We start from the raw sequence: 26704 nt of genomic DNA, 5'->3' as shown, positions 1-26704 counted from the left end.
TGGGCTTTCAACGCCGTCCCCTGAGCGCCATGGCCACGGCCATCGCCGCCAGCGCACACGCGCCCCCCATCGCGTACACCGCGCCGTAGCCCTGCGCCCCGGCCAGCCAGCCGGCCGCCGGGCCGCTCAGCCCCAGCGCGATATCCAGGAAAGCCACATACGCGCCCATGGCCGTGCCGCGGCTTGCCGCCGGCACGCGGCGCACGGCCTCCACGCCGAAGGCCGGAAACGCCAGCGAATAGCCCGCGCCCGTCAGCAACGCCCCGGCATAGGCCCAGGCCGGCGTGGAGCCGGTCCAGATCAGCCATTGTCCCGCCGCTTCTATCAGCACGCAGACCAGCGCCACCCGCGCGCCGCCCAGCTTGTCCGGCAAGCCGGCGAAGAACACGCGGGCCAGGATGAAGCCCGCTCCGAATGCAGTGAACATCCATGCGGCGCCTTCCCAGCCCCGCGCCGAGAACAACAGGCTCACGAAGGCGGTGATCACGCCGAAGCCGACGCTGCACAGCGCCAGGCCCAGGCCCGGCAGCAGAACCAGCCCCAGCACCCTGTAGAAGGGCGTGCGCGAGCCGCCCGCCGCGCGCACGCCGCGCAGCGGCAGCACCAGCGCCAGGGCGGCCAGCGGAATCAGCGCCGTGGCCCAGGCGATGCCCGCGAAGCCGGCGGCGCCGTAGAGCCGCATGCCGGCCGGCGCGCCCAGCGCATAGGCGGCGTAGATCGCCACGCCCACCCAGGCCATCACGCGGCCCGCGTTTTGCGGCCCCGCGCGGCCCACGCCCCAGCTCAGGGCGCCGGTGACGATGAGGCTTTCCGCGCAGCCCATCAGCGCGCGCCCGGCAAGCAGGGCGGCCAACGCCGCCTGCGGTTTTGCCGACAGATCGTCGGCAAGCAGATAGAACAGCCCCGCGACGGAGCCCAGCGCAAAGCCGCCCGCCACCGCGCGCTTGGCGCCGCGGCGGTCGGCCACGGACCCCGCATAGGCGCGAGACAGCAGCGCGGCGGCGAACTGCAGGCCCGCCACCACACCGACGGCCAGGGCGCCCAGGGCAAGCGTGCCGTCCACGTACAGCGGCAGCACCGGCATGGGCAGGCCGATCATGAAAAAACCGACAAACACCGCCAATGCGAGCGGCAGGATTTGCGCGAAAACGGAACGCGCGGGTCCGTGGGCCGAGGGCATGGCCCCGGCCGCAGATGAGTTCGACATGGATATTCCTTGGACAGGTGATCGCGTCCCGCCGCCATCGCGCGAAAACCGTCGATGGCATAATCCGCCCATGGGGGCGGCCTTCGGGATCGTCTGCCGGAAATTCTATGAGTGATTGCTCATGTTTGATACTCGCCTTTCATTGCACCCATGACCGTCATCCCACAGCCCCGGAAATCGCCGCGCCAGCTCAGGTCCCAGCACACCGTGGACACGATTCTGCAAGCCACGGCTCGCGTTCTGGCTACGCATGGCTATGCCGGCACCAATACCAACCTGATCGCGGAAACCGCCGGCGTCAGCGTCGGCTCGCTGTACCAGTACTTTCCGAACAAGAACGCGCTGATCGCGGCGCTGCACGACCGCCACGACAACCAGATGCTGGACGTCATCGACGGGGTGCTGGACAGCAATCCCGCCGCCACGCTGCGCGAGCGGGTCGCGGCCATCGTCCAGGCCATGCTGCACGCGCACCTGCTGGAGCCCGCGCTGCACCGCGTGCTGGAAAGGGAATTCCCGCTGTTCGACCTGCCGCACGAGCACAGCCGCGCCGACCAGGACATCCATCGCCGCATGCGGCATCTCCTGGAATTCCATCGCGACGAGATTGCGCAGCAGGACCGTGACCTCGCCACCTACGTGGTGCTGCGCATCATGGAATCGCTGGTGCATGCCGCCGCGCTGGAACCGCCCGCCGGCTTCTCGCCGGCGCAGCTCGAACAAGCGGTGGTCGACGCCGTAATGGGATACCTGGGCACGCCGCCATCGCCTGCCCGGCCGGCGCCGCGCAAGGCGGCGAGGAAAACGGCGCGGCGCTAGGGCGCGTCCTAGCTCGCCTCGGCCATGCGGGCCAGGCAATCGGCGGCATCGCCGTGGACAATGCGGGCGCTGCATGCCAGCATCAGGTTCAGGCTCAAGCCGAAGTCCTCGACGGTATAGCCCTGGGCGTCCACCATGCGCGATGCGCCGTCGTCGGCCGCCGCCCCGACGGCCACCTGATCGATCAGCGATCCGGCCTGCCGGGTATAGCCCCAAACGGGTTTTCCACAGGCGATGGCGTAGCCGACCTCGAAGGCCGTTCCCGAATCGGGCTCGGCCCCTCGAAACGGGTTCAGGTTGGCCATCACCATATCGGCGCGACGGATCAGGGCGACGTTCTCGCGATAGATCCATTGCGCCAGCGCAGGGCCGGAGAGCTCCCGGGGCGCCTGGTTGTCCAGGGGAAAGAGGCCTTCGAAGCCGTGCGCGGCGCACAGCGCCTTCAACCGCCCGCCGTGCGCCTCGGCGTCGGGCAGGAACACGTCGAAACCGGCAAGGTACACGCTGCGCATGAAGCTACTCCGTCGCGGAGACATTGAAGGCTTCGCCCGTGGCGAAGAAGGGCCCGCCCGCCAGGTAATGGACCGAGCGGCGCGCGTCATCCGGGAAGTGCCACCGGTTTCCGGAAAACACTTCCGGCGCGGCCCAGGCGGCCACGACCTCGCCGATGAAGAGATCGTAGGCCTGCTGGTTGTGCGGTTCGGGCACGACACGGCATTCGAGCCAGCCCAGGCAGCCGTCGACCAGCGGCGCCCCGATCTTGCTGGCCGGAAACGTCGTCAGGCCGCTGGCGGCGAACTTGTCCTCGTCGCGCCCGGAATTCGATCCCACCCTCAGCGTGGCCTGGGCTTGCGCGCGCGAGGGGATGCACAGCGCAAATTCGCCGGACGCTTCGATCAGTTCACGGGTGTAGGTGCTCTTGTCCACCACCACCAGCATCTTGGGCGGGCTGAAGTCCAGCGGCATGGCCCACGCGGCGGCCATGACGTTGCGGGCTTCGCCATGCGCGCTGGTCACCAGCACGGTCGGGCCGTGGTTGAGCAGAAGATAGGCGCGCGGCAGTTCGACGGGCTCGATGCGGGACATGATCCGCTTCCTTGCTGGATGAACGGGCCCTAGAACATGCCGTTCTTGTTGGCCGGGTTTTCCGGAATCTCCTGGCTCACGTCCCAATGCTCGACGATCTTGCCGTTTTCCACCCTGAAGATATCCACCACGGCCTGCCCGCGGTCTTCCGGGGAATCGCGCCACAGGTTGTGGATCATCACCAGGTCGCCCTCGGCGATCACCCGCTTGATCTCGACGATGGATTGCGGATGCTGTTCGAAGTAGGCGGGAAAGAAGTCCACCATGGGCTCGACGCCGTCCTGCATGTACGGATTGTGCTGCGTGTAGCCCGGGCCGACGTACCGGCGCACGGCTTCGTCGATATTGCGGTCCTGGAACATCATGCGGAAGAACGCCACCACGATGTCCTTGTTGGACTGGGGCGCGGCCGCGCGGACCGGCGCGATCGCCAGGGTGGCGGCGGCGACCAGCATACAGAGGGCCAGAGATTTGAACTTCATACGCATACAGGACAACTCAGGTCGTGACGCCGGCTTGGCGCGGTTTGCCAGTTTACAAATAAATACGCGGATACCGGGGCCTTTCCCCCAATGAGAAAAGGGGCCCGCCCGGGCCCCTTTTCCGTCCGCCCGCGGGCGGCGCGCCGGCGATCAGTAGCCGACGGTGTAGCGGCGGCGCGAGTGCTTGGGCGTCTCCAGCTCGTCGACCAGCGCAATGGCGTAGTCTTCCATGGAGATCCAGCTCTTGCCTTCGTCGTCGGCCAGCAGGGTATCGTCCCCCACGCGGAACTTGCCGGTGCGCTCGCCCGGCTCGAACAGCGCGGAAGGCGACAGGAACGTCCAGTTCAGCACCTTTTCCTGGCGCAGCGCGTCCAGGAACACCACGCCCGCGCGGGCCTCGGGCTTGTAGGCGTCGGGGAACTCGGGGGTGTCGATCAGCATCTTGCCGGGAGCAACCAGCAGGCTGCCCGCGCCCCCGACGACCAGCAGGCGCGGGACGCCGGCGTCCTTCACGGCATGAAGCAGAGGCTTGGCGTCGGACGAGACGAAGCGCGACGCGCTGATCACGGCGTCATGGCCGGCCAGGATCGAGGTCAGCGCCTCCGGGTCGGTGGCGTCGCCCTGCTTGATGGTCAGGCCGGGCTGGGGATTCACGTCGGACAGGTTGCGGGCGATGCCCGTGACCTGGTGGCCGCGCTTGAGCAACTCATCCGCCACGCGCGAACCCACGCGGCCGGTAATTCCGATCAATGCGACTTTCATGGTCTTGCTCCTTGGAAAGGGAAGCCGGGCAGGCAGCCGCAACATGCGGCGCAGCGCGTCCGGCTCAGGCAAAGCCATACTATTCGGTCAAATCCGATCAAAAAACCCGTAAAAGCGGAAGAGTTTTTTGCATTCCATGCACCAATTCATGAAACCGGATGAGCCCGGGAGCGAATCGACCGGCCGGACCGCCATGCCAGTTTGCGCTCCCCGGCCCTGCTTGAACAGGGGCCGCGAAGCCGTGGCCGGCCCGGGCGCTCAGCCTGCGGCGCGCTGGGCCTGATAGACCTGCAGATGCGTGTAGGCGGCGCGCAGATAGGTCGCGTCCACGCCCAGCGTGCGGGCGCGGCGGAGCATATCGCCCACGATGTGGTCGGCTTCGACCGGCAGGCCCTGGCGCAGGTCCCGGAACATGGAGGCGGTCATGGGCTGCGCGGGATCGGTCAGGATCTTGCGCGCCGACGCGTCGGCCTCGGGCCGGACCGCATGGCCCGAGGCGGCGGCCACGGCTTGCGATTCCTGCAGCAACGAACCCAGGATGTCGAGGCCGTCATCGGTGGAGGCGATCTGCCCGACGGTGCCGCGCATCAGGCAGGTGGCGGCCGCCAGGGTGGTCAGGAACACGTACTTTTCCCAGATGTCCTGGTAGATCTCCCCGCTCAGGCGGCAGGAATATTCCCCTCCGGCCAGCGCCTGCTCAAGCGCCTCGCAGCGCGCGCTGCGGGCCGGGCCCGCGCGTTCGCCGAAGACGATGCTGGCGTGCTTGCCCAGGTGGACCACCTGGCCGTCCGGGCCGAGCGTCGCGTTGATCTGGCAAAGGCCGCCCAGCACGCGATGGGGCTCGAACTCGCGGTCCAGCACGTCGTATTGCAGCACGCCGTTCATGATGGGCAGCACGGCCGTGTCCGGGCCGACCGCCGGACGGATCGCCTCGATCGCGCTGGACAGGTCGTACGCCTTGCAGCTGAGCACCACCACGTCGTAGCTGCCTTGCAGCGTGTCCTGCGTGACCAGCTGCGGATGCAGCGTGGCGTCGCCCAGCGGGCTCTGGATGCGCAAGCCATGCTCGCGGAGGCGGGCCGCGCGCGGCTCGCGCACCAGGAATGTCACGTCCGCGCCCGCCTGGGCGGCGCGCCCTCCGAAATACCCGCCGGTGCCGCCAGCGCCCAAGAACAACAACCGCATGTCTCTCTCCTGTCGTGGCCCTTCGCCAATGCCGCGGGCCGATGGCGGAATTATGCGCCTTGCGCGGGCGCGGCGCGCTTGCGCTCGGCCCAGGCCTCGTATCCGCCGCGCAGGGCCCAGGTGTTGGGATAGCCGGCGGCGCGCAGCCGCGAAGCCAGCAACGCGGCCGATACCTCGTTGGGGCAGGCGCAATAGACGACGATGTCGGACTCCAGCGCATCCGGATCGAGCTCGGGCAGCGGCGCCTTCAAGTCCACCGCGATCGCGCCCGGGATCCGCTGTTCGTCTCGCACCGCCTCCGGCCGCACGTCGAACACGAGGGGGCTGCGGCCGTCCTGCCGCCATTGCATCAGCTCGTCGACCGACAGGCGGGGTATGACGCGCAGGCTGCGCAGCAGGATTCTCCGCCGCAGGAAGCGCGCCAGGATGTATAGCGCCAGCACCGCCGCCAGCACGCCCAGGCCCATCGCGCCATAGGTGCCCAGGATCTCCAGGAGGTCGTTCACGACGTTGTGGAACAGGCCGCCCAGCAGCAACGCGGAACCGACCCAGATCAAGGACCCCGCCAGGTCGTAGAGCAGGAACCGGCGATAGGCCGTGCCCGTCAGCCCCGCCATGACCGTGGACAGCGCTCCCGCGCCCGGCAGGAATTTGCAGACCAGCAGCGCGCGCACGCCGATGCGCAGGTACAGGCGCTGCGTCTGGCGGATACAGGAGTCCTGCGACAGCGACATCTTGCAGATCACGCCCAGCAGGCGCGAGCCGTAGCGCCGGCCGGCAAGGTACCAAAGCGTGTCGGCCAGCAGGCAGGCGGCCGTGGCCGCCAGCCAGGGCACGGCCCAGCCGCCCGCGCCGCCCAGGGCGCCGGCGGCGATCAGCATGGGATAGGCGGGCACCGGCAAGCCCGCCTGCTCGACCAGCACATTGGCGAACACCAGCCACCCGCCGTACTGTTCGAGCAGCAATTGAATATCTTGCATGGCGTCTTCCCGCTTGCCGCGCCGCGCGCGGCTCATCCAGGGATTTTAGGCTTGCGGGGCCGCGGCGGATGCCCCGCGGCAGCGCAACAGCCCGTTCCGGAGCCGCGCTGTCCACGCCTTGGAACGGCGCGCACCCTATCGGTGCCGCGATTCCCCGCCAGGGTGCCTATAATCCTGCCCGGCCATCAGGTTTCCCCGACTTGTCGCGGGGATGCCCCATGGCATACAACTTGCTTCGCCTGGACTGGCCGCGAACCCGCCCCTTCGGATGGGACGCGCCTCCCGGCGCTCCCGCCCAATGACCGATCCCGCGCCCTCGTCTTTGTCCGCTCGCCCCGGCATGCCCGCCGGCGACCGCCATTCCGCGGCGCGCCCGCAACACCCCCCGATCCCTTTCCTTCCCCGCGTAGGAGTCACCTGCATGAAAGCCCTGTTCCCCCCGTCCGGCGCCATTGCCCGCCGCGGCCTGCTCAAACTGGCCGCAGCCGCCGCCGGCGCGCTGCTGTTCTCCGGCGCCGTCCAAGCCCAGGCGCCCGCCAAGACCAAGGTCGCCGCCATCTACACGGTGCCGGTCGAGCAGCAATGGGTGTCGCGCATCCACAAGGCGCTGACGGCCGCCCGCGATCGCGGCGAGATCGAATACACGTTCTCGGAAAACGTCACCAACGCCGACTATGAGCGCGTGATGCGCCAGTACGCGGAACAGGGCAACAAGCTGGTGGTGGGCGAGGCCTTCGCGGTGGAAGCCGCCGCCCGCAAGGTGGCCAAGGACTACCCGGAGACCGCCTTCCTGATGGGGTCTTCCGGCAAACCGCAGAAGCCCAACTTCTCGGTGTTCGACAACTACATCCAGGAGCCCGCCTACCTGACCGGCATGATCGCCGGCGGCGTCAGCAAGACCGGCAAGATCGGCCTGGTGGGCGGCTACCCCATCCCCGAAGTGAACCGCCTGATGCAGGCCTTCATCGAAGGTGCCAAGGAAGTGAACCCGCAGGCCGAGTTCACCGTTACCTTCATCGGCTCCTGGTTCGATCCCCCGAAGGCCAAGGAAGCCGCCTTCGCCATGATCGACAAGGGCGCGGACGTGCTCTACGCCGAGCGCTTCGGCGTGTCGGACGCCGCGAAGGAACGCGGCAAGCTGGCCGTCGGCAATGTGATCGACACGCAGCCCCAATACCCGGAAACCGTCGTCGCTTCGGCCTTGTGGAGCATGGAGCCGACCATCGACGAAGCGCTCAAGCAGGTCAAGGCCGGCACCTTCAAGGCCGACGACTACGGCCAATACTCGCTGATGAAGCACAAGGGTTCGTCGCTGGCGCCCCTGGGCACCTTCGAAAGCAAGATCCCGGCCGAGCTGATCGCCCGCGTCCAGGCCAGGCAGAAAGCCATCCTGGACGGCAGCTTCAGCGTGAAGGTCAACGACAAAGAACCCAAGTCCTCGGCACGATGAACCAAGCGCCGCTCGCCCTGCGACTGACGGGGATCACCAAACGCTTCGGCAGCCTGACGGCCAACGACGACATCTCGCTTACCCTGCGCCAGGGCGAGGTGTTGGCCCTGCTGGGCGAGAATGGCGCGGGCAAATCGACCCTGGTGTCCATCCTGTTCGGCCACTATGTGGCCGACGCCGGCGGCATCGAGGTTTTCGGCAAGCCCTTGCCTGCGGGCCGGCCCGACGCGGCGCTGGCGGCCGGCGTGGGCATGGTGCACCAGCATTTCACGCTGGCCGACAACCTCTCGGTGCTGGACAACATCATGGTCGGCACGGAGTCGCTGTGGAAGCTGGCGTCCGGCCGCGGCAAGGCGCGCAGGCGCCTGGTGGAGCTGGGACGGCGCTTCGGCCTGGGCGTGGATCCGGACGCCCGGGTCGGCACGCTGTCCGTCGGCGAAAAGCAGCGGGTCGAGATCCTGAAGGCGCTGTACCGCGGCGCCCGCGTGCTGATCCTGGACGAGCCCACCGCGGTGCTCACGCCGCAGGAAGTGCAGGACCTGTTCGCCACCCTGCGCGGCTTCGTGGACGAAGGCCTGGCCGTGATCTTCATTTCGCACAAGCTGGACGAAGTGATGGCCGTGTCGCGCCGCGTGGCCGTGCTGCGCCAGGGCAGGCTGGTGGCCGAACGCGACACCGCCGGCACCACCCCCGCCGAACTGGCGGAGCTGATGGTGGGCCGCAAGGTCGTCATGCCGCATGCCGAGGCGGTGGCGGCAGCCGAACAGGCCGCGCCCGTGGTGACCCTGTCCCAGGTTTCGGTGCGCGACGGCCGTGACGGCGCGTTGCGGCTGGACGGCCTGGACCTGGTGGTCCACAACCATGAAATCGTCGCCATCGCAGGGGTGGCCGGCAACGGCCAGCAGGCGCTGGTCTCGGTGCTGACGGGCCTGCGCCAGCCGTCCGACGGCACGATACGCCTGGGTCCCGAGCACGCGGCCGCGCCCACGACGCCGGCCGGCTGGACGGCCGCGCGCGTCGGCCGCATCCCGGAGGACCGCCACGGCGAAGGCATGATCGGCGACAGCCCGTTGTGGGAAAACGCCATCGTCGAAGACCTGAAGGACAAGCGCTTCGCGCGCTACGGCCTGATCCGCGCGCGCGCGGGCAAGGCCTACGCCGCCGAGCTGGCCAGGCAATTCGACGTGCGCGCCGCCTCGCTGGACGTGCGCACCCGCAGCCTGTCCGGCGGCAATATGCAGAAGCTGATCCTGGGCCGCACGCTGGCGCGCGAGCCGCGCTTCATCGTGGCCGACCAGCCCACCTGGGGACTGGACATCGGCGCGGTGGCCTATGTGCGCGAGCAGCTCCTGGCGGCCCGCAAGCGCGGCGCCGGCGTGCTGCTGGTGTCCGAGGACCTGGAAGAGATCTTCGCGCTGGCCGACCGCATCGCCGTGCTGTGCGCCGGCAAGCTGGTCGCCGTCAAACCGGTGGCCGACTGGACGCCCGCCACGGTGGGCCTGGCCATGACGGGCACCCGCGCCTGACGGACCGTCGGCGCCCCTATATTGAGCATCTTTCGCATGAAACTGATCCTGGAACGCCGCCCCGAGCCCAGCCGATTGGCGCTGGCCTTGGCCCCCATCGCGGCCATCCTCTTTACGCTGGCGGTCTGCACGCTGCTGGTGGCCTGGGCCGGCGCGCCCGTCGGCCGCACCTACGGGCTGCTGTTCGAAGGGGCATTCGGCTCGCGCTTCGCCCTGTCCGAAACGCTCACCCGCGCCACGCCGCTGATGCTGACGGGCCTGGCCTGCGCCGTGGCGTTCCGCGCCCGCTTCTACAACATCGGCGCCGAAGGCCAGCTGTACCTGGGCGCGCTGGCCGCGGTCGCCGTGGGCGGCCTGCACGACGGCACCGGCTTCGACCTGCCGGTGCCCGCGCTGTTCGCGGGCATGATGCTGGCCGCCGCGCTGGCGGGCGCCTTGCTGCTGCTCATCCCCGCGTTGTTGAAAACCCGCCTGGGCGTGGACGAAGTCGTCACCACGCTGCTTGGCAATTTCATCGTGCTGCTGTTCGTGTCCATGATGCTGGACGGTCCCATGAAGGACCCGATGGCCATGGGCTGGCCGCAATCCGTGGCGCTCAACGGCGACCTGGAACTGGGCAAGCTGATCGAACGCACCCGCGCCCACACCGGCCTGCTGTGGGCCGCCGGGCTGGCGGTAGGCCTGTGGCTCTTGAACCGCTACACCGTATTCGGCTTCCAGATGCGCGCGGTCGGCGCCAATGCCCATGCCTCGCGCTTCCTGGGGCTGCCCGTGAACCGCGTCATGCTGGGCACCGCCATGCTGTCGGGCGCGCTGGCCGGGCTGGCGGGCGCGATCGAAGTGGCGGGCCGCACCGGCTACGTCACCCTGGACATGTCGCCGGGCTATGGCTACACGGGCGTGGTGGTCGCCATGCTGGCGGGGCTGCACCCGCTGGGCGTGATCCTGGCCAGCCTTTTCGTCGCCGGCATGCTGGTGGGCGCGGACAGCATGAGCCGCGCCATCGCCGTCCCGAACTACATCGCCGACGTCATCGTCGCCACCTCGTTGCTCGCCATGCTGGTCGCGACGTTATTCGCGCAGTACCGCCTGCGCCGGACCCAGGCCTGAGGAGCGCGCCATGGAATGGATGGATCTGATGAGTTCCCCGGCCTTCTGGGTCGCCGTGCTGCGCCTGGCCACGCCGTTGATCCTCGGCACGCTGGGCGTGCTGCTGTGCGAGCGCGCCGGCGTCCTGAACCTGGGCATCGAGGGCATCATGGTGGCTGGCGCGTTCACGGGCTGGCTGGTGGTGTACCTGGGCGCGCCGCTCTACGTGGGCGTGCTGGCGGCGGCGCTGGCGGGCGCGGTGTTCGGCCTGTTGCACGCGGTGCTGACCGTGCCGCTGGGCCTGTCGCAGCACGTATCCGGCCTGGGCGTCACCCTGCTGGCCACCAGCCTCAGCTACTTTGCGTACCGCGTCACCTTCCCCAGCGTGAATACGCCGCCCACGATCGCCCCGTTCTCGGAAATGAAGTTCCTGGACGGCATCCCGCTCATCGGGCCGGTGCTGGCGGGGCAGACGCCCATGACCCTGATCGCCCTGGCTGCCGTGCCCATCCTCGCCTGGGTGCTGAACCGCACGCCGGTCGGCCTGGCGGTGCGCATGGTGGGCGAGAACCCGGCCGCCGCCGAGGGGCAGGGCCTGTCCGTGACGCGCCTGCGCATGGGCGCCATCGTGGCGGGCTCGGCGCTGATGGGCGTGGCCGGCAGCTTCCTGACCCTGGCGGCGTTCAATGCCTTCTTCTTCAATATGGTCAACGGCCGCGGCTGGGTCTGCGTGGCGCTGGTGGTGTTCGCCTCGTGGCGGCCGGGCAAGGCGCTGCTGGGCGCGCTGATATTCGCCTTTTTCGACGCCCTGCAGCTGCGCATGCAGCAGGGCGGCGCGGCCTTGCCCGGCCTGCCCGAGCTGCCGTACCAGGTGTACCTGATGCTGCCGTATATCCTCTCCATCCTGGCCCTGGTGGTGATGGCGCGCCGCGCCGCCTACCCGCAGGCCCTGATGAAACCGTACCGCAAGGGCGAAAGATAGGGAGCCCCCCCGAAGCGCTACGCGCTTCCCCCCAAGGGGGGCGTCGCTACGGACCGGCAAAGCCGGCTCCGTGCGCCCCGAATGGGGCGACGCCGGCTTGAAGCAGCGAGGGAAGAGCGCAGTACGATGAATAACAGAAACCTCCAGCAAGGAACACAATGCTCGATCTGATCCTTAGAAACTGTGCGCTGCCGGACGGCCGCCGGCACATCGACATCGGCATCGCCAATGGCCGCATCGCGGCCTTGGAGCCGGCGCTGAAGGCCGAGGCCGCGCAGACCATCGACGCGGGCGGCCAGCTGGTGTCGCCGCCCTTCGTGGACGCGCACTTCCACATGGATTCCACGCTGTCCTTCGGACTGCCGCGCGTGAACCAATCGGGCACGCTGCTGGAAGGCATTGCGCTGTGGGGCGAGCTCAAGCCGCTATTGACCCAGGAAGCGCTGGTGGAACGCGCGCTGGCGTACTGCGACTGGGCCGTTGCGAAGGGTCTGCTGGCCATCCGCTCGCACGTCGACGTCTGCGATCCGCGCCTGCTGGCCGTGGAAGCGCTGCTGCACGTGCGCGAGAAGGTCAAGCCCTACCTGGACCTGCAACTGGTGGCCTTCCCGCAGGACGGCGTGCTGCGCGCGCCGGGCGCGCTGGACAACCTGAAGCGGGCCCTGGACATGGGCGTGGACGTCGTGGGCGGCATTCCCCACTTCGAGCGCACCATGCAGGACGGCACCGAATCCGTGCGCATCCTGTGCGAACTGGCCGCCGAACGCGGCCTGCGCGTGGACATGCACTGCGATGAAAGCGACGACCCGCTGTCGCGCCATATCGAAACCCTGGCCTACCAGGCGCAGCGGCTGGGCCTGCACGGCCGCGTAACGGGCTCGCACCTCTCGTCCATGCATTCCATGGACAACTACTATGTCTCCAAGCTGATCCCTCTGATGCGCGAGGCGGGCGTCGCCGCGATCGCCAATCCGCTGATCAACATCACGCTGCAAGGCCGTCACGACACCTATCCCAAGCGCCGCGGCATGACGCGCGTGCCGGAGTTGCTGGCCGCCGGCGTGCCGGTGGCCTTCGGCCATGACTGCGTGATGGATCCCTGGTACAGCCTGGGGTCGGGCGACATGCTGGAAGTCGCGCACATGGGCCTGCACGTTGCCCAGATGACGGGCCAGGACGCGATGCGCGCCTGTTTCCAGGCGGTGACCGCCACGCCCGCGCGGATCCTGGGCCTGGACGAAACGGGATTGGAGGTCGGCAAGCGCGCCGACCTGGTGCTGCTGCAGGCGCGCGACCCGGTCGAGGCGCTGCGCCTGCGCGCCACCCGCCTGATGGTGATGCGCAGCGGCAGGGTGATCGCGACCACGCCTCCCGCCACGGCCACCCTGGACCTGCCCGGACGCCCCGGCCAGGTCAGCTTTCAGACACCGGCCCGCTGACGAACCCGGGACGCCGCGCCGCCGTCACGATGATCTCCACCAGCAGCTCGGGCGCGGCCAGCTTGGCCTCGCACGTGGCGCGGGTGGGCATCGCATTGGGCAGCGCCCACTCGGCCCACACGGCGTTCATGCCGGCGAAGTCGCGGTCGATGTCCTTCAGCCAGATCTGCACGGACAGCAGGCGCGACTTGTCCGTGCCGGCCTGCGCCAGATAGCCGTCGATCTTCGCCAACACGTCGCGGGTCTGCTCGGTGATGCCGCCGGCCGCGGATGAGGTCACGCCCGCCACGTACACCGTATCGCCGTGGATCACGATGCGGCTCAGGCGCTGGTTGGATTCCTTGCGCACGATATCAGTCATTCGTCTTGCTCCTTTGCGGATGGGTCGGACTCCGTCGCGGGGTCCGTGAAACGTTCGATCCTGAACGGCGCGATTGGCTGGTCCGTCTCGCCCGTGGTGATCAGGTCGGCCATGATACGGCCCACGATGGGGCCCAGTTCGAAACCGTGGGCCGAGAAACCGAAAGCATGGAATGCGGTCTCGTGGCGGCTGCTGCGGCCGATCACGGGTATTTCATCCGGCATGGCGGCCTCGATGCCCGCCCAGCCTCTGTTCACGATCGCATCCCGCATGTGCGGGAACAGGTCGCAGACTGTGCGCGCGCCTTCGGCCAGCGAGCGGAAATCCAGTTCGGTCCATTCGGCGTCGCGGTCCACCCAGGCGCGCCGCCCGCCGCCGATCAGCACCGTGCCGTTCGCGCGCTGCTTGAACGACAACGCGCGGCCCGTGCCCAGCACCACCGGATCCAGGAAATGGTTCATGCGCAGCGTGACGAGCATCATGGGACTGATCGCGGTCAGCGGCACGGGCTCGCCCCACTGCGCGGCAATGCGGTCGGCCCAGGCGCCCGCGCAGTTCAGCACCTGCGGGGCGGTGTAGGTCCCCCCATCCGTTTCCACCACCCACTGCCCGCCCCTGCGCGCGACCTGGAGCACGCGCACGCCCTCCAGGTAGCGGGCGCCCAGGCTCGCGGCCTTCATGCGGAAAGCCAGGGTCGTGCGGTAGGGATCGGCGGCGGCATCCTCGCGCGCGATCAGGCCGCCCTGCACCGTGGGCGCCAACGCGGGAATCAGCGCCCGCAAATCCGCCGGACTTATCCACTGCTCGTGGCTATAGCCGTGATCCGTCATGGTCCGCAGGCGGGCGCGCAGCAAGGCGGCGTCCTCGGCGTTCTCCGCGACGCGCACCTGCCCGTGCTGTTCGAAGCCGCAATCGTCGTCCACCAGCTCGCCGATGCGATACCAGAGCTCGCGCGAGGCCAGGGCCAGCGGCACCTCGGCCAGATGCCGCGACAAGGTGCGCACGCCGCCGGCATTCACGCCCGACGCGTGCCGGCCCGCGTAGTTTTTCTCGATCACCAGGGCCCGTACCCCCGCGCGCGCCAGGTGCAGCGCCGCCGAGCTGCCATGCAGCCCTCCGCCGATGATGATGACTTCCGCCGACCGCGTAGCACCGGTCATGTCTTTTTCCCCTTCAGCCGCCGCACGGCTGTTCAAGAACGCAATCCCGCAAATGGCCGCGACCCAAAACGCGGACGCCGGAGATCCGGCTGCGCCGGTCTCCAGGCGTCGCCCCCTCGAGGGGGCGCGCGCAGCGCGTAGGGGGTGGGTTTACTTCTTCAGCCGGACCACGGCCTGCCGGGAATCGTCCGTCTGCGGCAACGATGCGAGCTCTCCCAGCGTCAGCGGCTTGGTCGGGAAGCGCAGGCGGTAATAGCCCACCTCCTGCGTCGGCACGCCGCGCTCCTCGGCAATGATCTCGGACACCGTCAACCCGCAAAAGCGGCCCTGGCAAGGCCCCATGCCGCAGCGCAGGAAGGCCTTCATCTGGTTCGGCCCGCTGCATCCCAGCTTGACGGTTTCACGCACCTGCGCCGCGGTGACTTCCTCGCAACGGCAGACAATGGTGTCGCCGGTGGGGCGCCGGAACGCATCGGGCGCCTTGTAGAGCGCGTCGAAGAACTCGCGGCCCCTCACGGCCCTTGCCAACGCGGCGCGGGGCGCCTTGGCCTCGCTATCGCGTTTGGCGGCGTCGATCCGTCCGAGCAGATGGGCGGCCTGCAAGGCCGCCAGCCGGCCGCGGTGTTCCGCCGCCAGCGCGCCCGCGATGCCCGCGCCATCGCCCGCCATGCCGATGCCGTCCACCGAGGTCAGTCCCCATTCGTCGACCTGCGGTTCCCAACAGTCCAGCGCCTCGTTCCAGCGATGGGCCGCCCCCACCGCGCGCGACAGATTCACATTGGGCACCACCCCCTGGTGGAGCATCAATTGTTCCGCGGGCAGCGTCTTCGTGACGCCGCCCGCCGTGTAGCGCACGCCTTCCAGCTTGTCCTGGCCCACCGCCTCCAGCGCCGTAACGCCGCGGACGACGGGCACCGCTGCCTTGACCGCCCGCAACAGCTTCAGGCCCTTGCCCAGGTATGGCGAACGCAGGAACCCCCAAATCCTGGGCAACGCCTGGCTCATGCGGCCGGGCGGCGTGGTTTCGAGCAGCGCGTCGATCTTCACGCCGGCGTTCAGATACTGCCAGGCCACCAGGTACAGCAACGGACCGCTGCCGGCCAGCACCGTGCGGTCGGCAGGCACCACGCCCGCGGATTTCAACAGGATCTGCGCCGCGCCGGCGGTAATCACGCCGGGCAGGGTCCAGCCCGGAATGGGGAAAGGGCGCTCCTGGGCGCCCGTAGCAAGCAGCAGCCGGCGCGCGTGAGCGATGCGCGCCTCGCCGGCCACGGAGTACGCCACTTCGAAGCCCTGCTCCGGATGCGGCGCCGTGTGCTCGGCCACGGCCCATACCGTGGCGCCCGGCACGTAGCGCGCGCCGGATTGCTGGAAGGGCGCCACGAGCGACGCGCCGTGCCAATAGTCTTCGCCCAGGATGCCGCGGTCGGTCACGGGCGTGGTCGTGATGGCACGATAGATCTGCCCGCCTGGCGCCGGCTGTTCGTCCAGCAGCATCGTGTCCACGCCCAGTTTGGCCGCCAGCGCGGCGGCCGCCAATCCCGCCGGACCCGCGCCCACCACCAGCAAATCGCATTGCGTCGTATCGATCATGCCTGCACCTTGCGCGCGCCCATCTGGCGCTCGATCTGCATTCCTTCGCGCACGGCCGTCATGCAGCCCTGCTGATTCGCCTGGCCGTCGATGGTGACCAGGCAGTCGTAGCACACGCCCATCATGCAGTAGGGTCCGCGGGGCACTTCGTTGACGGCCGTGTCGCGGCAGGCCTGCACGCCGCCCGCGAACAGCGCCGCCGCCACGCTGTCGCCCTGGCGGCATTGCAATTCGGCCCCGTTGACCGTTACGCGCACCGGCGCGCCCTGCGCCTGGCGCTGCGCCTCGTCAAGCCTCTTGAACATGGAACCTCCGGGTAGAAAAAGGCGCCATATCGTCGGCGAGAGAGCCGGCGGCGATCATGGGCGCCAGATGGAGCGCGTGCGCGGCGGCCAGCGTCACGCCGCTATGGCAGGTGGCGACGAAGGCGCCCGGGCACGTTTCGGATTGCTGATAGATGGGAAAGCCATCCTTGGACATGACGCGCAGCGCGGCCCAGCTGCGCACGACGCGCACCTCGCGCAACGCGGGCAGGGTGCGCACGGCGCGGTCGGCCAGCGTGCCCAGGATCGGCAGGCCCACCTGATTGTCGGCGTAGCCCGCCTCTTCCTGCGAGTCGCCGATCAACCAGGTTCCCTCGTCGGTCTGGCGCAAGGTGGACAGCGGCGTTTCCAGCATCCGGCGCGTGCGCTCCAGCACCACGATCTGGCCGCGTTGCGGGCGCACCGGAACGTCCAGGCCTATCTGGGCGCCCAGCTCCTTGTTCGACAGGCCGCTGGCCAGCACGAGCGTGCGCGCGCGCACCGTACCGGCCGGCGTGTCGATGTCGAACACCCCATCGCGCTGGCGGATGCGCTGCGCCGGACGACGCGGCAGGTAATCCACAACCCGTCGCGCAAAACTCATGTGCAGCGCGCGCAGCAGTTTGAGCGGATTGGCGATGCCGTCGACCGGCGTCCAGGTCGCGCCCCGCACGTCCGGACCGATTCCCGGCACCAGATCGGCGACCTCGCCGCGGTCGAGCAACTTCCAGTCGTACGTCGCCATGCCGGGCTGCGCCAGCAGGGTCTGCATGAACGTGACGCGAGCCTCCAGCTCCTCTTCGCTCAGCAGCGCATGCAGGCCGCCGCGCTGCTCCAGGTGGACGTCCACGCCGGTCTCGTCGAGCAGTTGCGCGGCCAGCCTCGGCCAACCCGATGCCGAAGCCATGGTCCATACGCCATAGCGCGGCAGGCCCATGCCCTTGCTCTGCACCCAGACCAGCCCGAAGTTTCCCCGCGAAGCCCGATAGGCCACGTCGCCTTCATCCAGCACGGCCACGTGGTCCAGCTCGCGCCGCAGGCCGTAGGCGATGGCCGAGCCGACGAGCCCGCCGCCGATGACCGCCGCGTCGTATATCCCGCGATGCGCGGGCGCGCGCGGCGCCAATTCCGTTTCTTCCGTCATTAGCGTCCCTTTCCTACAAACAGCTTTTCCAGGCCGACCACGCGGTCCAGGATGAAGATGGCGATGATGGTCATGTAGATCAGTACGGCCGATACGGCGGTGACCAGCGGATCTATCGTGTCTTCGATCTGCAGGAAGATGCGCACCGGCAGCGTGGTCGTGGAGGGCGAGGCGATGAAGATGGACATGGTCAGCTCATCGAAGCTCGTGATGAAGGCGATCACCCATCCGCTGACGACGCCCGGCAGCAGCAAGGGCAGCACCACCCGCCTGAACGCTGTCCAGTTGGACGCGCCCAGGGATTGCGCGGCCCGCTCCAGCGCTGGATCGATGCCCGTGGCCGACGCCAGCACCAGGCGCAGCGCATACGGCATGATCAGGATCACATGCGCCACCACCAGGCCCACGTACGTGCCGGCCAGATCCACCGTGGTGAAGAACTTCAGGAACGCCAGGCCCAGCACCACGTGCGGGATCATCAATGGCGACAGGAAAAAGGCGACCAGCGCCTCGCGGCCGCGGAACCGGTTGCGGGCCAGCGCCAGCGCGCTGGGCACGGCGAGCAGCATGGCCAGGCTGGCCGACAGCGTGCCCAGGCCCATGCTGAACCAGAAGGCCTCGATGAAGCGCGGATTGTCCAGGATGGCGCGGAACCACCGCAGGGACAGCCCTCCCGTGGGCAACGAGATGAAGCCCTCGGACGTGAACGCCACCGCGCAGACCATGACGATGGGAGCCAGGATGAAGAGGATGAACAGCGTGTGAAACAGCAGGCCGACGGGACCGTTTCTGAATGCCATCTCAGCCTCCCGCCTGATTGAAGACCGCGCCGTACTTGCGCTCGATGATGCGGTTTGCCGACAGCAGCACCACGACCGTCGCCAGCAGCAGCACCACCGCCAGCGCCGCGCCCAGCGGCCAGTTCAGGGTATTCAGGAACTCGTCGTAGGCCGCGGTAGCCACATTCTTGAGGCGGCGTCCGCCGATGATGGCCGGCGTGGCGAAGGAACTGGCGGCCATCGCGAACACCATGATGGCGCCGGACAGGATGCCCGGCATGACCTGCGGGATGACGACCCGGCGGATCACGGTGAACTGCGTGGCGCCCAGCGACAGCGCCGCCGCCTCGGTCGACGGGTTGATCCGCTGCAGCGATGCCCATACCGATATCACCATGAAGGGAACCAGCACGTGCGTCAGCGCGATGGCCACGCCCAGGTTGCTGTACATCAGGTCCACCGGCGTGGAGATCAGTCCGATCCCCATCAAGGCTTTGTTGATCAGCCCGGTGGAACCGAACAGCAGCGCCCAGCCCAGCGTGCGGACCACGACGGAGATCAGCAGCGGCCCCAGCACCACCATCAGGAACAGCCCCTTCCAGGGGTTGGCCATGCGCGAGAGCACATAGGCCTCCGCCGTGCCCAGCACCAGGCAAGCCAGCGTCACCGCGGCGGCCACGCCGAAGGTGCGGGCGTAGATCTCGTAGTAGTAGCCGTCGGACAGAATCTCGAAATAGTTTTTCCAGGTGAACGTGGCCTGCATGCCGCCATAGAACTGGAAGTCGAAGAAGCTGATCAGGATCACCAGCGCCATCGGCACCACGAGAAACGTGGCATACAAGGCCAGCGCAGGCGTGCTGAGCACCCAGGGATTGACGCGCGCGCTCATGACGGCCTGCCCTGCGGCGGCTGGGACACGGCGCACATGTCCTGCGCGCGCCAGCGCAGGTGCACGGTCTCGCCTTCTCCCGGCACCGGCACCCCGTCGTTCTGGCGGATCACCATCACCTCGCCCACCGAGGTCTCTACCTGGCACAGCCAGTGGTTGCCCTGGAAGACGCGGGTCTTCATGCGGCCGGGCAGCGCACAGGCCGCGGGCTCGGAGAACAGGATCTTCTCGGGGCGCACGATCACGGCGCCCTGAGGCACGGGGCTGCCTTCCATCGAAACGTGGGCTTCGCCGATGCGGGCGCGCGTCTCGCCGCCGTAATCCTCGGCTTGCGGCGTGAACACATTGGCCTTGCCCAGAAAGCCGCCCACGAACTGGCTGGCCGGCCCCTCATAGGCCTGGAACGGCTCGGCCACCTGCTCCACGCGCCCCTGGTTCATCACCACGATCCGGTCCGACAGCGCCAGCGCTTCGGACTGGTCGTGCGTCACCAGAATGGTGGTGGTGCCGACCGTGCGCTGGATGCTGCGCAGTTCCAGCTGCATTTCCTCGCGCAGCTTCGCGTCCAGGTTGGACAGTGGCTCGTCCAGCAGCAATACGCTGGGCCGGATGACCAGCGCGCGGGCCAGCGCCACGCGCTGCTGCTGCCCGCCGGACATGCGCGCCGGGTGGCGGTCGGCCAGATGCGACAGGCCCACCAGCTTGAGCGCATCGGCCACGCGCGCTTCGCGCTCATCCTTTTTGACGCGTTGCATCTCCAGCCCGAATGACACGTTTTCGGCGGCCGTCATGTGCGGAAACAGCGCATAGTTCTGGAAAACCATGCCCAGGCCCCGCTTGTTGGCGGGCACCTTGCTGACGTCCCTGCCATCCAGCACGATGCTGCCGCCCGTCGGCTCGACGAAACCCGCGATCATCTGCAAGGTTGTCGTCTTGCCGCAGCCCGACGGCCCCAGCAGCGAAATGAATTCGCCCCGGTTCACGGAAAGGCTCAGATCCTGCACGGCGACGGTATCGCCGTAGCGCTTGCTCAGGCCATTCAAGACTAGGTAGCTCATGGATGCAGGCCCTCAGCGCTCGATTTCCCGCGTCCAGCGCTTGTTCCAGTCGTCGCGGTTCTGGTTGACCGTATCCCAATCGATCACGATCAGATCGGCGGCGCGCTTGCCGATGGGCAGCGGCACGCGGGGATCGTCGGTCACCTTGGCCTTCTTGTTCACCGGGCCATAGCCATAGGCGGTCGCCAGCTTCTCCTGCACCTCGGGAGAGACGAGGTATTGCACGAAGGCCTGGGCAAGCGGGTTGGGATTGGGCTTGGCCACCGGGCAGACGGACGACAGCAGGGCGTAGGCGCCTTCCTGCGGATACACGAAGCCCACGGGGAACCCGGTGTCGGCAAATGCCTTGACGCGGCCGCTGCCCCAGACCGATATCACCGCCTGGCCGCTGGAGAACAGTTCCGTCATCTTGCCGGGCGACGGCTCGTAGACCAGGACATTGGGGCCCACTTCCTTCTTGAAGGTGGCAAAGCCCGGATCGATCTTCTTTTCCCCGCCGCCGCCTTCGCGCGCGTACTCCACCAGCGCGTGCAGGCCGTAGGTGTTGTTCAGCGGCGGAATCACCAGCTGCTTTTTGTACTTGGGATCCTTCAGGTCCTTCCAGGACGTGGGCGGCGCCCATTTCCGTTCGTCGAAGACCTTCTTGTTGTACATGATGCCGGTCGCCACGATGCCGATGGCCACCGCCTTGTCGTCCTTGTAGCGCGCCGTCCCGTAAATATCGTCGCCCGGCAGGCCCTTGATGGGTTCGCAAAAGCCCAGCGCGATGGCCTGGTACATGGGGCCGTCGTCGATGATGGCCACGTCGATCTGCTGGTTGCTCTTTTGCGCCTGCAGGCGCGCCACCGTATTGGTGGAATTGCCGGCCACGTAATCCAGCTCGACGCCATGCTGTTTGGCGAAGGGCGGGAAGATGTCCTTGCGCATGATGTCTTCGAACGAACCGCCATATCCAGCCACCACCAGCTTCTGCGCCGCCGCGTTGGAGCCGAGCCCGGCCGCCATCGCCGCCGCCGCCAGCACTGCAAGTACCTTGCCCATGAGAACCCCCGAATATTGGAAGAGAACCGCAAGAACCGCCAAATGCCGCCAGGAGCGCAGGCGGGACGCGCGATAGGGCGCCCCACGACAAAAAAATCTCTTCCCACGCTCCCGGACTTCATGTCAGCCGTACAATTTGTCCGTACATGAATGTCCGGACAAATAATGGATCTCGCAAGATGTCCTTGTCAATGGGTTATTGTCCGTACAAACCCCATATAACAATTCCAGGAGCCTCCCCAATGACCCGATCCTCCGAGCGCGCGACTGGCCCGGGCGGAGCACGGCAAGCGCACGGCAAGCCGGAGTCGCCGGCCCACGGCGGCAATGCCGACGGCCCCCGCTACAAGAGCATTTTTCAGACGCTCTCCCACGACATCCGCTCGGGCCGCTACCCCGTCATGACGCTGCTGCCTACCGAGCACGAGCTTTGCGACCAGTTCAATGCCAGCCGCCACACCATCCGCGAGGCCATCCGCATGCTGACGGTGGCCGGGATGGTTTCACGCCGCCCGGGAGTGGGCACGCGAGTGGAGACCGCGCGCGCCGGCACCCGCTTCACGCAGCGCATTTCGCAATTTCCCGATCTGCTGCAGTACGCGCGCAACGCCGCCCTGCTGGTGCAGGACGTGCGCGCCATCAAGCTCGGCAAGCGGCTCGCCGAAACGCTGGGCTGCGAACCCGGCGTGTCCTGGCTGCACATCAATTCCATCAAGACCCTGGACGACAGGGACACCGCCGCCGCCTGCACGCTGATCTACACCGATCCCGCGCATTCCGACCTGCGGGTCGAGGTCAAATCGCGCATCTCGCTGCTGCGCCTGATAGAAGACCATTTCGGGGACCGCATCACGGAAGTCAACCAGGAGTTCTCGGCCACGCCCATCGGCGCGACGATGGCCAGGCAGCTGGGGGTCGAGCCCAGGACGGCGGGTTTCGTCATTACGCGGCGCTATTACGGGGACGGCGGCGTGCTGCTGCTCGCCACCATCACCACGTTTCCGCATGACAAGATGAAGTACTCCATGACGCTCAACGTGGGGTGAGGCCCCACGCGAGGTCCGGCCCGATGCGCGTTTGCGGCGCGCGGGCCGCCTACTTCAATGGAAGATGGATGCGGGTCAGCAATTGCGCGGGAGGCGTGCTGCGCGGGTCGTTCATGTATTGCTCGAACATGGGGAAATCGGCGGGCACCATGCCGCTGCCGGGCAGCCATTCCGAGAACATCCAGTTGTACGCCTTGCCCATCTCGCTATAGGGGCCGGTGTACGCAAGCACGGCGCAGCGGCCGGCGGGGATCTCGAAGCGTTCCAGCCCGTCGCCCAGCGCGGCGTCCGCGGACACCGGCACGCCGGCCAGCGAACGCAATTCCTGTACGGGCACCTGTTCCGGATCGTCGAAGTACACCCCATATCCGCAGGTTTCTGGCGTGGCCAGGCCGCGGCTGCCCGCCAGCATGAAGGCCCGGTCGAACACGGGTCCGATGTCCTGGTAGCTGCCCCGATGAGGCAGCGCGGCGAGGATGACGCCGGGAAAGTTCTCGATGGTGATGGGATACATGCCGAGCTCCTGAGGATCGAAGGGACGGGAGCGGGCGGCGCGATAGCGTCCCGGCGGGATGCCGAAGACCGCGCCGAATGCCCGGTTGAACGCCGCGTCCGACTCATAGCCGGCGCGCTGCGCCACCTCCCGCAAGGAAGCCTGGGTACCCGCGAGCGCCGCCGCCGCGCGATGCATGCGGATGCGCTGCACCGTTGCGTTTACCGTCTCTCCCATCATGGCGCGATAGACCCGATGGAAGTGGTAGGGCGACAGGCAGGCCAGTTCCGCCAGCCGGTACAGGTCCGGGTCGGCGTCGGGGTGGCTTGCCAGCCAGCGCAGGACGGGGTCCAGGCGCCGGGCGTATTGGATAAGGGTTCCTGGCTTCATGCGGGCTCCTTGGAGGGCAATGTAGCGAAGGGACGTTTGCAGATTTTGCGCTTTCGCGGCCGGCGCGCCCGCGCCGGCTCAATAGCCGCGCCGCGTATCGTAGAGGTTCGGCAGCGCTTCCCCGCGCTCATGGGCTCCGATCAGGAACGCCGTGTGCCGCGCGCGCTCCTTGCGATCCGGAATGGCCGCGCAATGCGGCGTGACGATAATGCCGGGATGCGACCACAGCGCGGATTCCGGCGGCAGGGGCTCCTCTTCGAACACGTCCAGCACGGCCTGGCTCAGCTGGCCGCTGTCCAGGGCGGCGAGAACATCCTGCTCGACCATGTGGGAGCCGCGCCCGGCGTTGATCAGGCAGGCGCCGCGCGGCAGCCGCGACAGCGTGGCGGCGTTGAGGATGCCTCGCGTGGAATCGGTGGCGGGCAACAGGCAGACGAGGATGTCCGTCGCGGCCAGGAACGCGCCGAACTGCGCCTGTCCGGCATAGGTGGGCAGGCCTTCCAGCCGGCTGTTGCCGCGGGACCAGCCGCTGACCTGGAAGCCGACCCGCGCCAGCAGCTGAGCGGACGCCGCCCCGAGGTGGCCCAGGCCCATGATGCCGACCCGCAGCTCTGCGGCGATGCGCGCGGCGTCGAAGAACTCCCAATGGCGGCGCGCCTGGTTGTCCACGGCCCGCTTGATGTCGCGGGTCAGCATCAGCGCCGACGTCAGCACGAATTCGGCCATTTCGGTCTGGGTGCGGGCGGTGATCATGCGCGCGATCGGCACATGGCGCGGCCACTGCGGATCGGCCAGGATGTGATCGACGCCGGCGCCGGCGCTGATGATGAGCTTGAGGTTCGGGAACGTGGCCAGGCGGCCCGGATCGGGCTCCCAGACGAGGGCGTAGTCCACGCTGGCGGGGTCGACGTCTTCGTGCCAGCCCGCCACCTCCAATTCAGGAGCGAACGCCTGGAAGTTCGAACGCCAGTCGTCGATCGCCCGGGCGCCGCCGGAATTGATGATGAGCCGCATGTCGGTCCTCGGAAAGGCGCGGCGCGCGCCCGCAGGTTTTCCACAGACGCGCGCCGTTTTCAGCGTTGATCCTGGATCGTGGCGTACGCCACGCGCATCAGGTCGGGTAGGTTCCCGGCAGCAGGATGCTGCGGTCCCCGGGTTCGATGGAGCGGCGGCCGCACAGCGCCATGGTGGTGTCCATTTCCTTGTACAGGATCTCCAGCACGCGCCTCACGCCGTCCTGGCCGTAGGCGCCCAGGCCGTACAGGAACGCGCGGCCGATCATCGTGCCGCGCGCCCCCAGCGCCACGGCCTTGAGGATGTCCTGGCCCGACCGGATGCCGCCATCCATCCACACCTCGATCTTGTCGCCCACGGCATCGGCGATCGCGGGCAGGGCGGCGATGGAAGACATGGCGCCGTCCAGCTGGCGCCCGCCGTGGTTGCTGACGATCAGCGCGTCGGCGCCGCTGTTGGCCGCCAGTTGCGCGTCCTCGACGTCCAGGATGCCCTTGATGATGAGCTTGCCGCCCCAGCGCTGCTTGATCCATTCGACGTCGTCCCAGCTCAGGCGCGGGTCGAATTGCTCGGCCGTCCATGAAGACAGCGACGACAGGTCGCTCACGCCCTTGGCATGGCCGACGATGTTGCCGAAGGTGCGGCGCTTGGTGCCCAGCATGCCCATGCACCAGCGCGGCTTGGTCGCCAGGTTGATGAGATTGCGCAGGGTGGGCTTGGGCGGCGTCGACAGGCCGTTCTTGATGTCCTTGTGGCGCTGGCCCAGGATCTGCAGGTCCAGCGTGAGCACCAGCGCGGAGCAGCCGGCGGCCTTGGCGCGGTCGATGAGATTGCCCACGAATTCGCGGTCGCGCATCACGTAGAGCTGGAACCAGAACGGCTTGCGGGTCGCGGCCGCCACGTCTTCCAGGGAGCAGATGCTCATCGTGGACAGCGTGAAGGGCACGCCGAAGGCCGCGGCCGCCTTGGCCGCCAGGATTTCCCCGTCGGCATGCTGCATGCCGGTCAGGCCCGTGGGCGAAATGGCCAGCGGCATGACCACGTCCTGGCCCACCATGGTGGTGCGCAGCGACCGGCCTTCCATGTTCACCGCCACGCGCTGGCGCAACTTGATCTTCTGGAAGTCGCTCTCGTTGGCTCGATAGGTGCCTTCGGTCCAGGCGCCGGAGTCCGCGTAGTCGTAGAACATGCGCGGCACGCGCTTTTGCGCAATGGCGCGCAAATCTTCGATGCAGGTGATCGTAGAAAGGTTAGCGGTCATGGGGTGGTCTATGGAGTGTAGAGGGACGGCTGCGATTCTTTATTTTTTGGATCCCCGGCCACCGGCTGCGGGCGGCTCCAGGGTGCCGCCGGGCCTGGAGCCCGCGGCGCCGCCCAGTATACGCGCCGGGGCCGGCAAGCGTCGCTTGCCGGCCCCGGTCGCCCCCCTGCCGCAAGGGCTCTTCCGGCCCTTGCGCCCCCTATCGCGGCCAGACCTTCGACACGGCCCGGATCGTGGCCCACGCCACCCAGCGCGGGCTGGTCAGCCTCGCCGCGGGCAGGCGGCGCATCACGTCCACGGCCAGGCCGCCGCGCTTGTGCCATTGCTTCTTGCGGGTCTGGCTGTCGGTCCAGCGCCCCTCCAGCCACGGGAATTCGCGGCGCCCAGGCTTGTAGACCGGCGGCGTGTTGTAGATGAGGATGTAGGCCAGGCGCGGCGATTGCGACGTATTGGGACCGGTGAAATGCAGGGTCCGGGCGTCGTGCACCGTAATGCCGCCCGGCTCCAGCGGTTCGGGCACCGCCTGCTCGCGCGGAAAGTCGCCGCAGCACTCCAGCGGATGCAGGCTCTTGTCCCCGCCCGGCGAACGATGCTCCAGCACCTCCCATTTGTTCGAGCCCGGGATGAACTGCATGCAGCCGTTCTCGGTCGTGGCCGGCTGCAGCGCCAGCCAGATGCTAAGTTCGTTGTAGACGAAGTCCGGCGACCGGAACGCCTCGTCCTGGTGCCACGGCGTCTCGGGGCCGTGGGGGCCCGGCTTGAGCAGGGCGTGCTCGCCGTAGAGGGCGGCGTCCTCGCCCAGCAACTGGCGGGCCAGCTCCAGGGTGCGCTCGTGATAGGTGGTCTTCAGGAGGCCCGGGGCATAATGGCGTGGATCGTGCAAACTGGGGAACTTGGCCGGCTTGGACGGATCGTCGCGGCTGACGAAGTCGTACTGCGCACCCTCGTTGTAGCCGGTCTTGTTAGCGAACAGATCCATCAGGGTCCGGCGGATGTAACCCACCTCGTCTTGCGGGCACATGTCTTTCAGGGCCAGGTACCCTTGTTCCCTGTAGCGCGCTGTCTCCACTTCCGACAACAAACTGGTCTCTTCCATAATGGCTTCTCCAAGCTCTGGTAGCGGGTGTTCCCGTTGGCACGTTTTGACATGAGCTCTAACGTATCGC

27 protein-coding genes are annotated in these 26704 nt (G+C 68.0%); 7 read left to right on the top strand and 20 right to left on the bottom strand.

Translation table 11 applies throughout. The annotated features are described in order from the left end of the window. Positions 1–7: 7 nt before the first annotated feature. Positions 8–1207: an arabinose transporter gene (locus tag ACN6PJ_RS17910; RefSeq protein WP_427997194.1), complete on the bottom strand. Its 1200-nt coding sequence runs from the start codon at positions 1205–1207 to the stop codon at positions 8–10. 150 nt (positions 1208–1357) lie between these two features. Here ACN6PJ_RS17910 and ACN6PJ_RS17905 point away from each other — a divergent pair, with 150 nt between their 5' ends. Then, positions 1358–2026, top strand: coding sequence for a TetR/AcrR family transcriptional regulator (locus tag ACN6PJ_RS17905; RefSeq protein WP_427997193.1), 669 nt, complete (start codon positions 1358–1360; stop codon positions 2024–2026). An 8-nt stretch (positions 2027–2034) separates the two neighbouring features. On the opposite strand, the gene ACN6PJ_RS17900 is transcribed toward ACN6PJ_RS17905, so the two are convergent. The 6 genes from ACN6PJ_RS17900 to ACN6PJ_RS17875 form a co-directional block, all read right to left on the bottom strand. After that, a complete protein-coding gene (locus ACN6PJ_RS17900) occupies positions 2035–2538 on the bottom strand; it encodes a nucleoside 2-deoxyribosyltransferase (protein ID WP_427997192.1) in 504 nt (167 codons plus the stop codon). A 4-nt stretch (positions 2539–2542) separates the two neighbouring features. Beyond that, complete coding sequence (locus tag ACN6PJ_RS17895; protein ID WP_427997191.1) at positions 2543–3112, bottom strand: flavin reductase family protein; 570 nt, start codon at positions 3110–3112, stop codon at positions 2543–2545. Positions 3113–3141: 29 nt separating this feature from the next. Next, positions 3142–3600, bottom strand: coding sequence for a nuclear transport factor 2 family protein (locus ACN6PJ_RS17890; protein WP_427997190.1), 459 nt, complete (start codon positions 3598–3600; stop codon positions 3142–3144). A gap of 144 nt (positions 3601–3744) precedes the next feature. Further along, on the bottom strand, positions 3745–4356 hold the full coding sequence (locus tag ACN6PJ_RS17885; RefSeq protein WP_427997189.1) for an NAD(P)-dependent oxidoreductase: 612 nt from the start codon (positions 4354–4356) through the stop codon (positions 3745–3747). 258 nt (positions 4357–4614) lie between these two features. Further along, positions 4615–5541, bottom strand: coding sequence for a 2-dehydropantoate 2-reductase (gene panE, locus ACN6PJ_RS17880; RefSeq protein WP_427997188.1), 927 nt, complete (start codon positions 5539–5541; stop codon positions 4615–4617). Between the two features lie 50 nt (positions 5542–5591). After that, positions 5592–6521, bottom strand: coding sequence for a DedA family protein/thiosulfate sulfurtransferase GlpE (locus ACN6PJ_RS17875; protein WP_427997187.1), 930 nt, complete (start codon positions 6519–6521; stop codon positions 5592–5594). 421 nt (positions 6522–6942) lie between these two features. On the opposite strand from ACN6PJ_RS17875, the gene ACN6PJ_RS17870 reads away from it, so the two are divergent. From ACN6PJ_RS17870 to ACN6PJ_RS17850, 5 genes are all read left to right on the top strand, one after another. Beyond that, the gene (locus ACN6PJ_RS17870; protein ID WP_427997186.1) at positions 6943–7971 is read left to right on the top strand and encodes a BMP family protein; all 1029 of its coding nucleotides are present in this window, start codon (positions 6943–6945) and stop codon (positions 7969–7971) included. Beyond that, entirely contained in the window at positions 7968–9497 is a 1530-nt protein-coding gene (locus tag ACN6PJ_RS17865) for an ABC transporter ATP-binding protein (RefSeq protein ID WP_427997185.1), read from the top strand. Before ACN6PJ_RS17870 ends, ACN6PJ_RS17865 begins: the two co-directional genes overlap by 4 nt. Before the next feature lie 36 nt (positions 9498–9533). Further along, positions 9534–10607 carry an ABC transporter permease gene (locus ACN6PJ_RS17860; RefSeq protein ID WP_427997184.1) on the top strand — a complete coding sequence of 358 codons (1074 nt, stop codon included), beginning with the start codon at positions 9534–9536 and terminating at the stop codon, positions 10605–10607. A gap of 10 nt (positions 10608–10617) precedes the next feature. Then, a complete protein-coding gene (locus ACN6PJ_RS17855) occupies positions 10618–11568 on the top strand; it encodes an ABC transporter permease (protein WP_427997183.1) in 951 nt (316 codons plus the stop codon). A 158-nt stretch (positions 11569–11726) separates the two neighbouring features. Next, entirely contained in the window at positions 11727–13007 is a 1281-nt protein-coding gene (locus ACN6PJ_RS17850) for an amidohydrolase family protein (protein ID WP_427997182.1), read from the top strand. Here ACN6PJ_RS17850 and ACN6PJ_RS17845 read toward each other — a convergent pair. From ACN6PJ_RS17845 to ACN6PJ_RS17805, 9 genes are all read right to left on the bottom strand, one after another. Then, positions 12982–13368: a RidA family protein gene (locus tag ACN6PJ_RS17845; RefSeq protein ID WP_427997181.1), complete on the bottom strand. Its 387-nt coding sequence runs from the start codon at positions 13366–13368 to the stop codon at positions 12982–12984. The two genes, ACN6PJ_RS17850 and ACN6PJ_RS17845, sit on opposite strands and share 26 nt — an antisense overlap. Further along, positions 13365–14528: an NAD(P)/FAD-dependent oxidoreductase gene (locus ACN6PJ_RS17840; protein ID WP_427997180.1), complete on the bottom strand. Its 1164-nt coding sequence runs from the start codon at positions 14526–14528 to the stop codon at positions 13365–13367. The genes ACN6PJ_RS17845 and ACN6PJ_RS17840 overlap by 4 nt, the downstream gene beginning before the upstream one ends. A 150-nt stretch (positions 14529–14678) precedes the next feature. Beyond that, positions 14679–16121, bottom strand: coding sequence for an NAD(P)/FAD-dependent oxidoreductase (locus ACN6PJ_RS17835; RefSeq protein WP_427997179.1), 1443 nt, complete (start codon positions 16119–16121; stop codon positions 14679–14681). Further along, complete coding sequence (locus ACN6PJ_RS17830) at positions 16118–16426, bottom strand: (2Fe-2S)-binding protein (RefSeq protein WP_427997178.1); 309 nt, start codon at positions 16424–16426, stop codon at positions 16118–16120. Before ACN6PJ_RS17830 ends, ACN6PJ_RS17835 begins: the two co-directional genes overlap by 4 nt. Then, positions 16410–17567: an NAD(P)/FAD-dependent oxidoreductase gene (locus ACN6PJ_RS17825; RefSeq protein WP_427997177.1), complete on the bottom strand. Its 1158-nt coding sequence runs from the start codon at positions 17565–17567 to the stop codon at positions 16410–16412. Before ACN6PJ_RS17825 ends, ACN6PJ_RS17830 begins: the two co-directional genes overlap by 17 nt. Beyond that, positions 17567–18367 carry an ABC transporter permease gene (locus ACN6PJ_RS17820; RefSeq protein ID WP_427997176.1) on the bottom strand — a complete coding sequence of 267 codons (801 nt, stop codon included), beginning with the start codon at positions 18365–18367 and terminating at the stop codon, positions 17567–17569. The genes ACN6PJ_RS17825 and ACN6PJ_RS17820 overlap by 1 nt, the downstream gene beginning before the upstream one ends. Before the next feature lies 1 nt (position 18368). After that, a complete protein-coding gene (locus tag ACN6PJ_RS17815; RefSeq protein ID WP_043541210.1) occupies positions 18369–19235 on the bottom strand; it encodes an ABC transporter permease in 867 nt (288 codons plus the stop codon). Further along, positions 19232–20293, bottom strand: a complete 1062-nt coding sequence (locus tag ACN6PJ_RS17810; RefSeq protein WP_427997175.1) for an ABC transporter ATP-binding protein — start codon at positions 20291–20293, stop codon at positions 19232–19234. Before ACN6PJ_RS17810 ends, ACN6PJ_RS17815 begins: the two co-directional genes overlap by 4 nt. Positions 20294–20305: 12 nt before the next feature. Then, positions 20306–21334 carry an ABC transporter substrate-binding protein gene (locus ACN6PJ_RS17805; RefSeq protein ID WP_427997174.1) on the bottom strand — a complete coding sequence of 343 codons (1029 nt, stop codon included), beginning with the start codon at positions 21332–21334 and terminating at the stop codon, positions 20306–20308. 242 nt (positions 21335–21576) lie between these two features. Between ACN6PJ_RS17805 and ACN6PJ_RS17800 the strand changes: the two genes are divergently transcribed. Further along, positions 21577–22380 (top strand): GntR family transcriptional regulator, encoded by an 804-nt coding sequence (locus ACN6PJ_RS17800; protein ID WP_427997173.1) that lies wholly within the window; start codon positions 21577–21579, stop codon positions 22378–22380. A gap of 49 nt (positions 22381–22429) precedes the next feature. Here ACN6PJ_RS17800 and ACN6PJ_RS17795 read toward each other — a convergent pair whose 3' ends face one another. The 4 genes from ACN6PJ_RS17795 to ACN6PJ_RS17780 form a co-directional block, all read right to left on the bottom strand. Next, positions 22430–23263, bottom strand: coding sequence for an AraC family transcriptional regulator (locus ACN6PJ_RS17795; RefSeq protein ID WP_427997172.1), 834 nt, complete (start codon positions 23261–23263; stop codon positions 22430–22432). A 78-nt stretch (positions 23264–23341) separates the two neighbouring features. Then, the gene (locus ACN6PJ_RS17790) at positions 23342–24277 is read right to left on the bottom strand and encodes a 2-hydroxyacid dehydrogenase (RefSeq protein WP_427997171.1); all 936 of its coding nucleotides are present in this window, start codon (positions 24275–24277) and stop codon (positions 23342–23344) included. Between the two features lie 97 nt (positions 24278–24374). Beyond that, positions 24375–25538 (bottom strand): alpha-hydroxy acid oxidase, encoded by a 1164-nt coding sequence (locus tag ACN6PJ_RS17785; protein ID WP_427997170.1) that lies wholly within the window; start codon positions 25536–25538, stop codon positions 24375–24377. Positions 25539–25737: 199 nt separating this feature from the next. Further along, positions 25738–26634, bottom strand: coding sequence for a phytanoyl-CoA dioxygenase family protein (locus ACN6PJ_RS17780; RefSeq protein ID WP_427997169.1), 897 nt, complete (start codon positions 26632–26634; stop codon positions 25738–25740). Positions 26635–26704: the final 70 nt, after the last annotated feature.

Origin of the sequence: Achromobacter sp., assembly GCF_050285585.1 — a bacterium.
Lineage (GTDB): Bacteria > Pseudomonadota > Gammaproteobacteria > Burkholderiales > Burkholderiaceae_B > Achromobacter.
The sequence above is the reverse complement of the archived record's forward strand: the minus strand, read 5'-3'. Positions and strand labels throughout refer to the sequence as shown.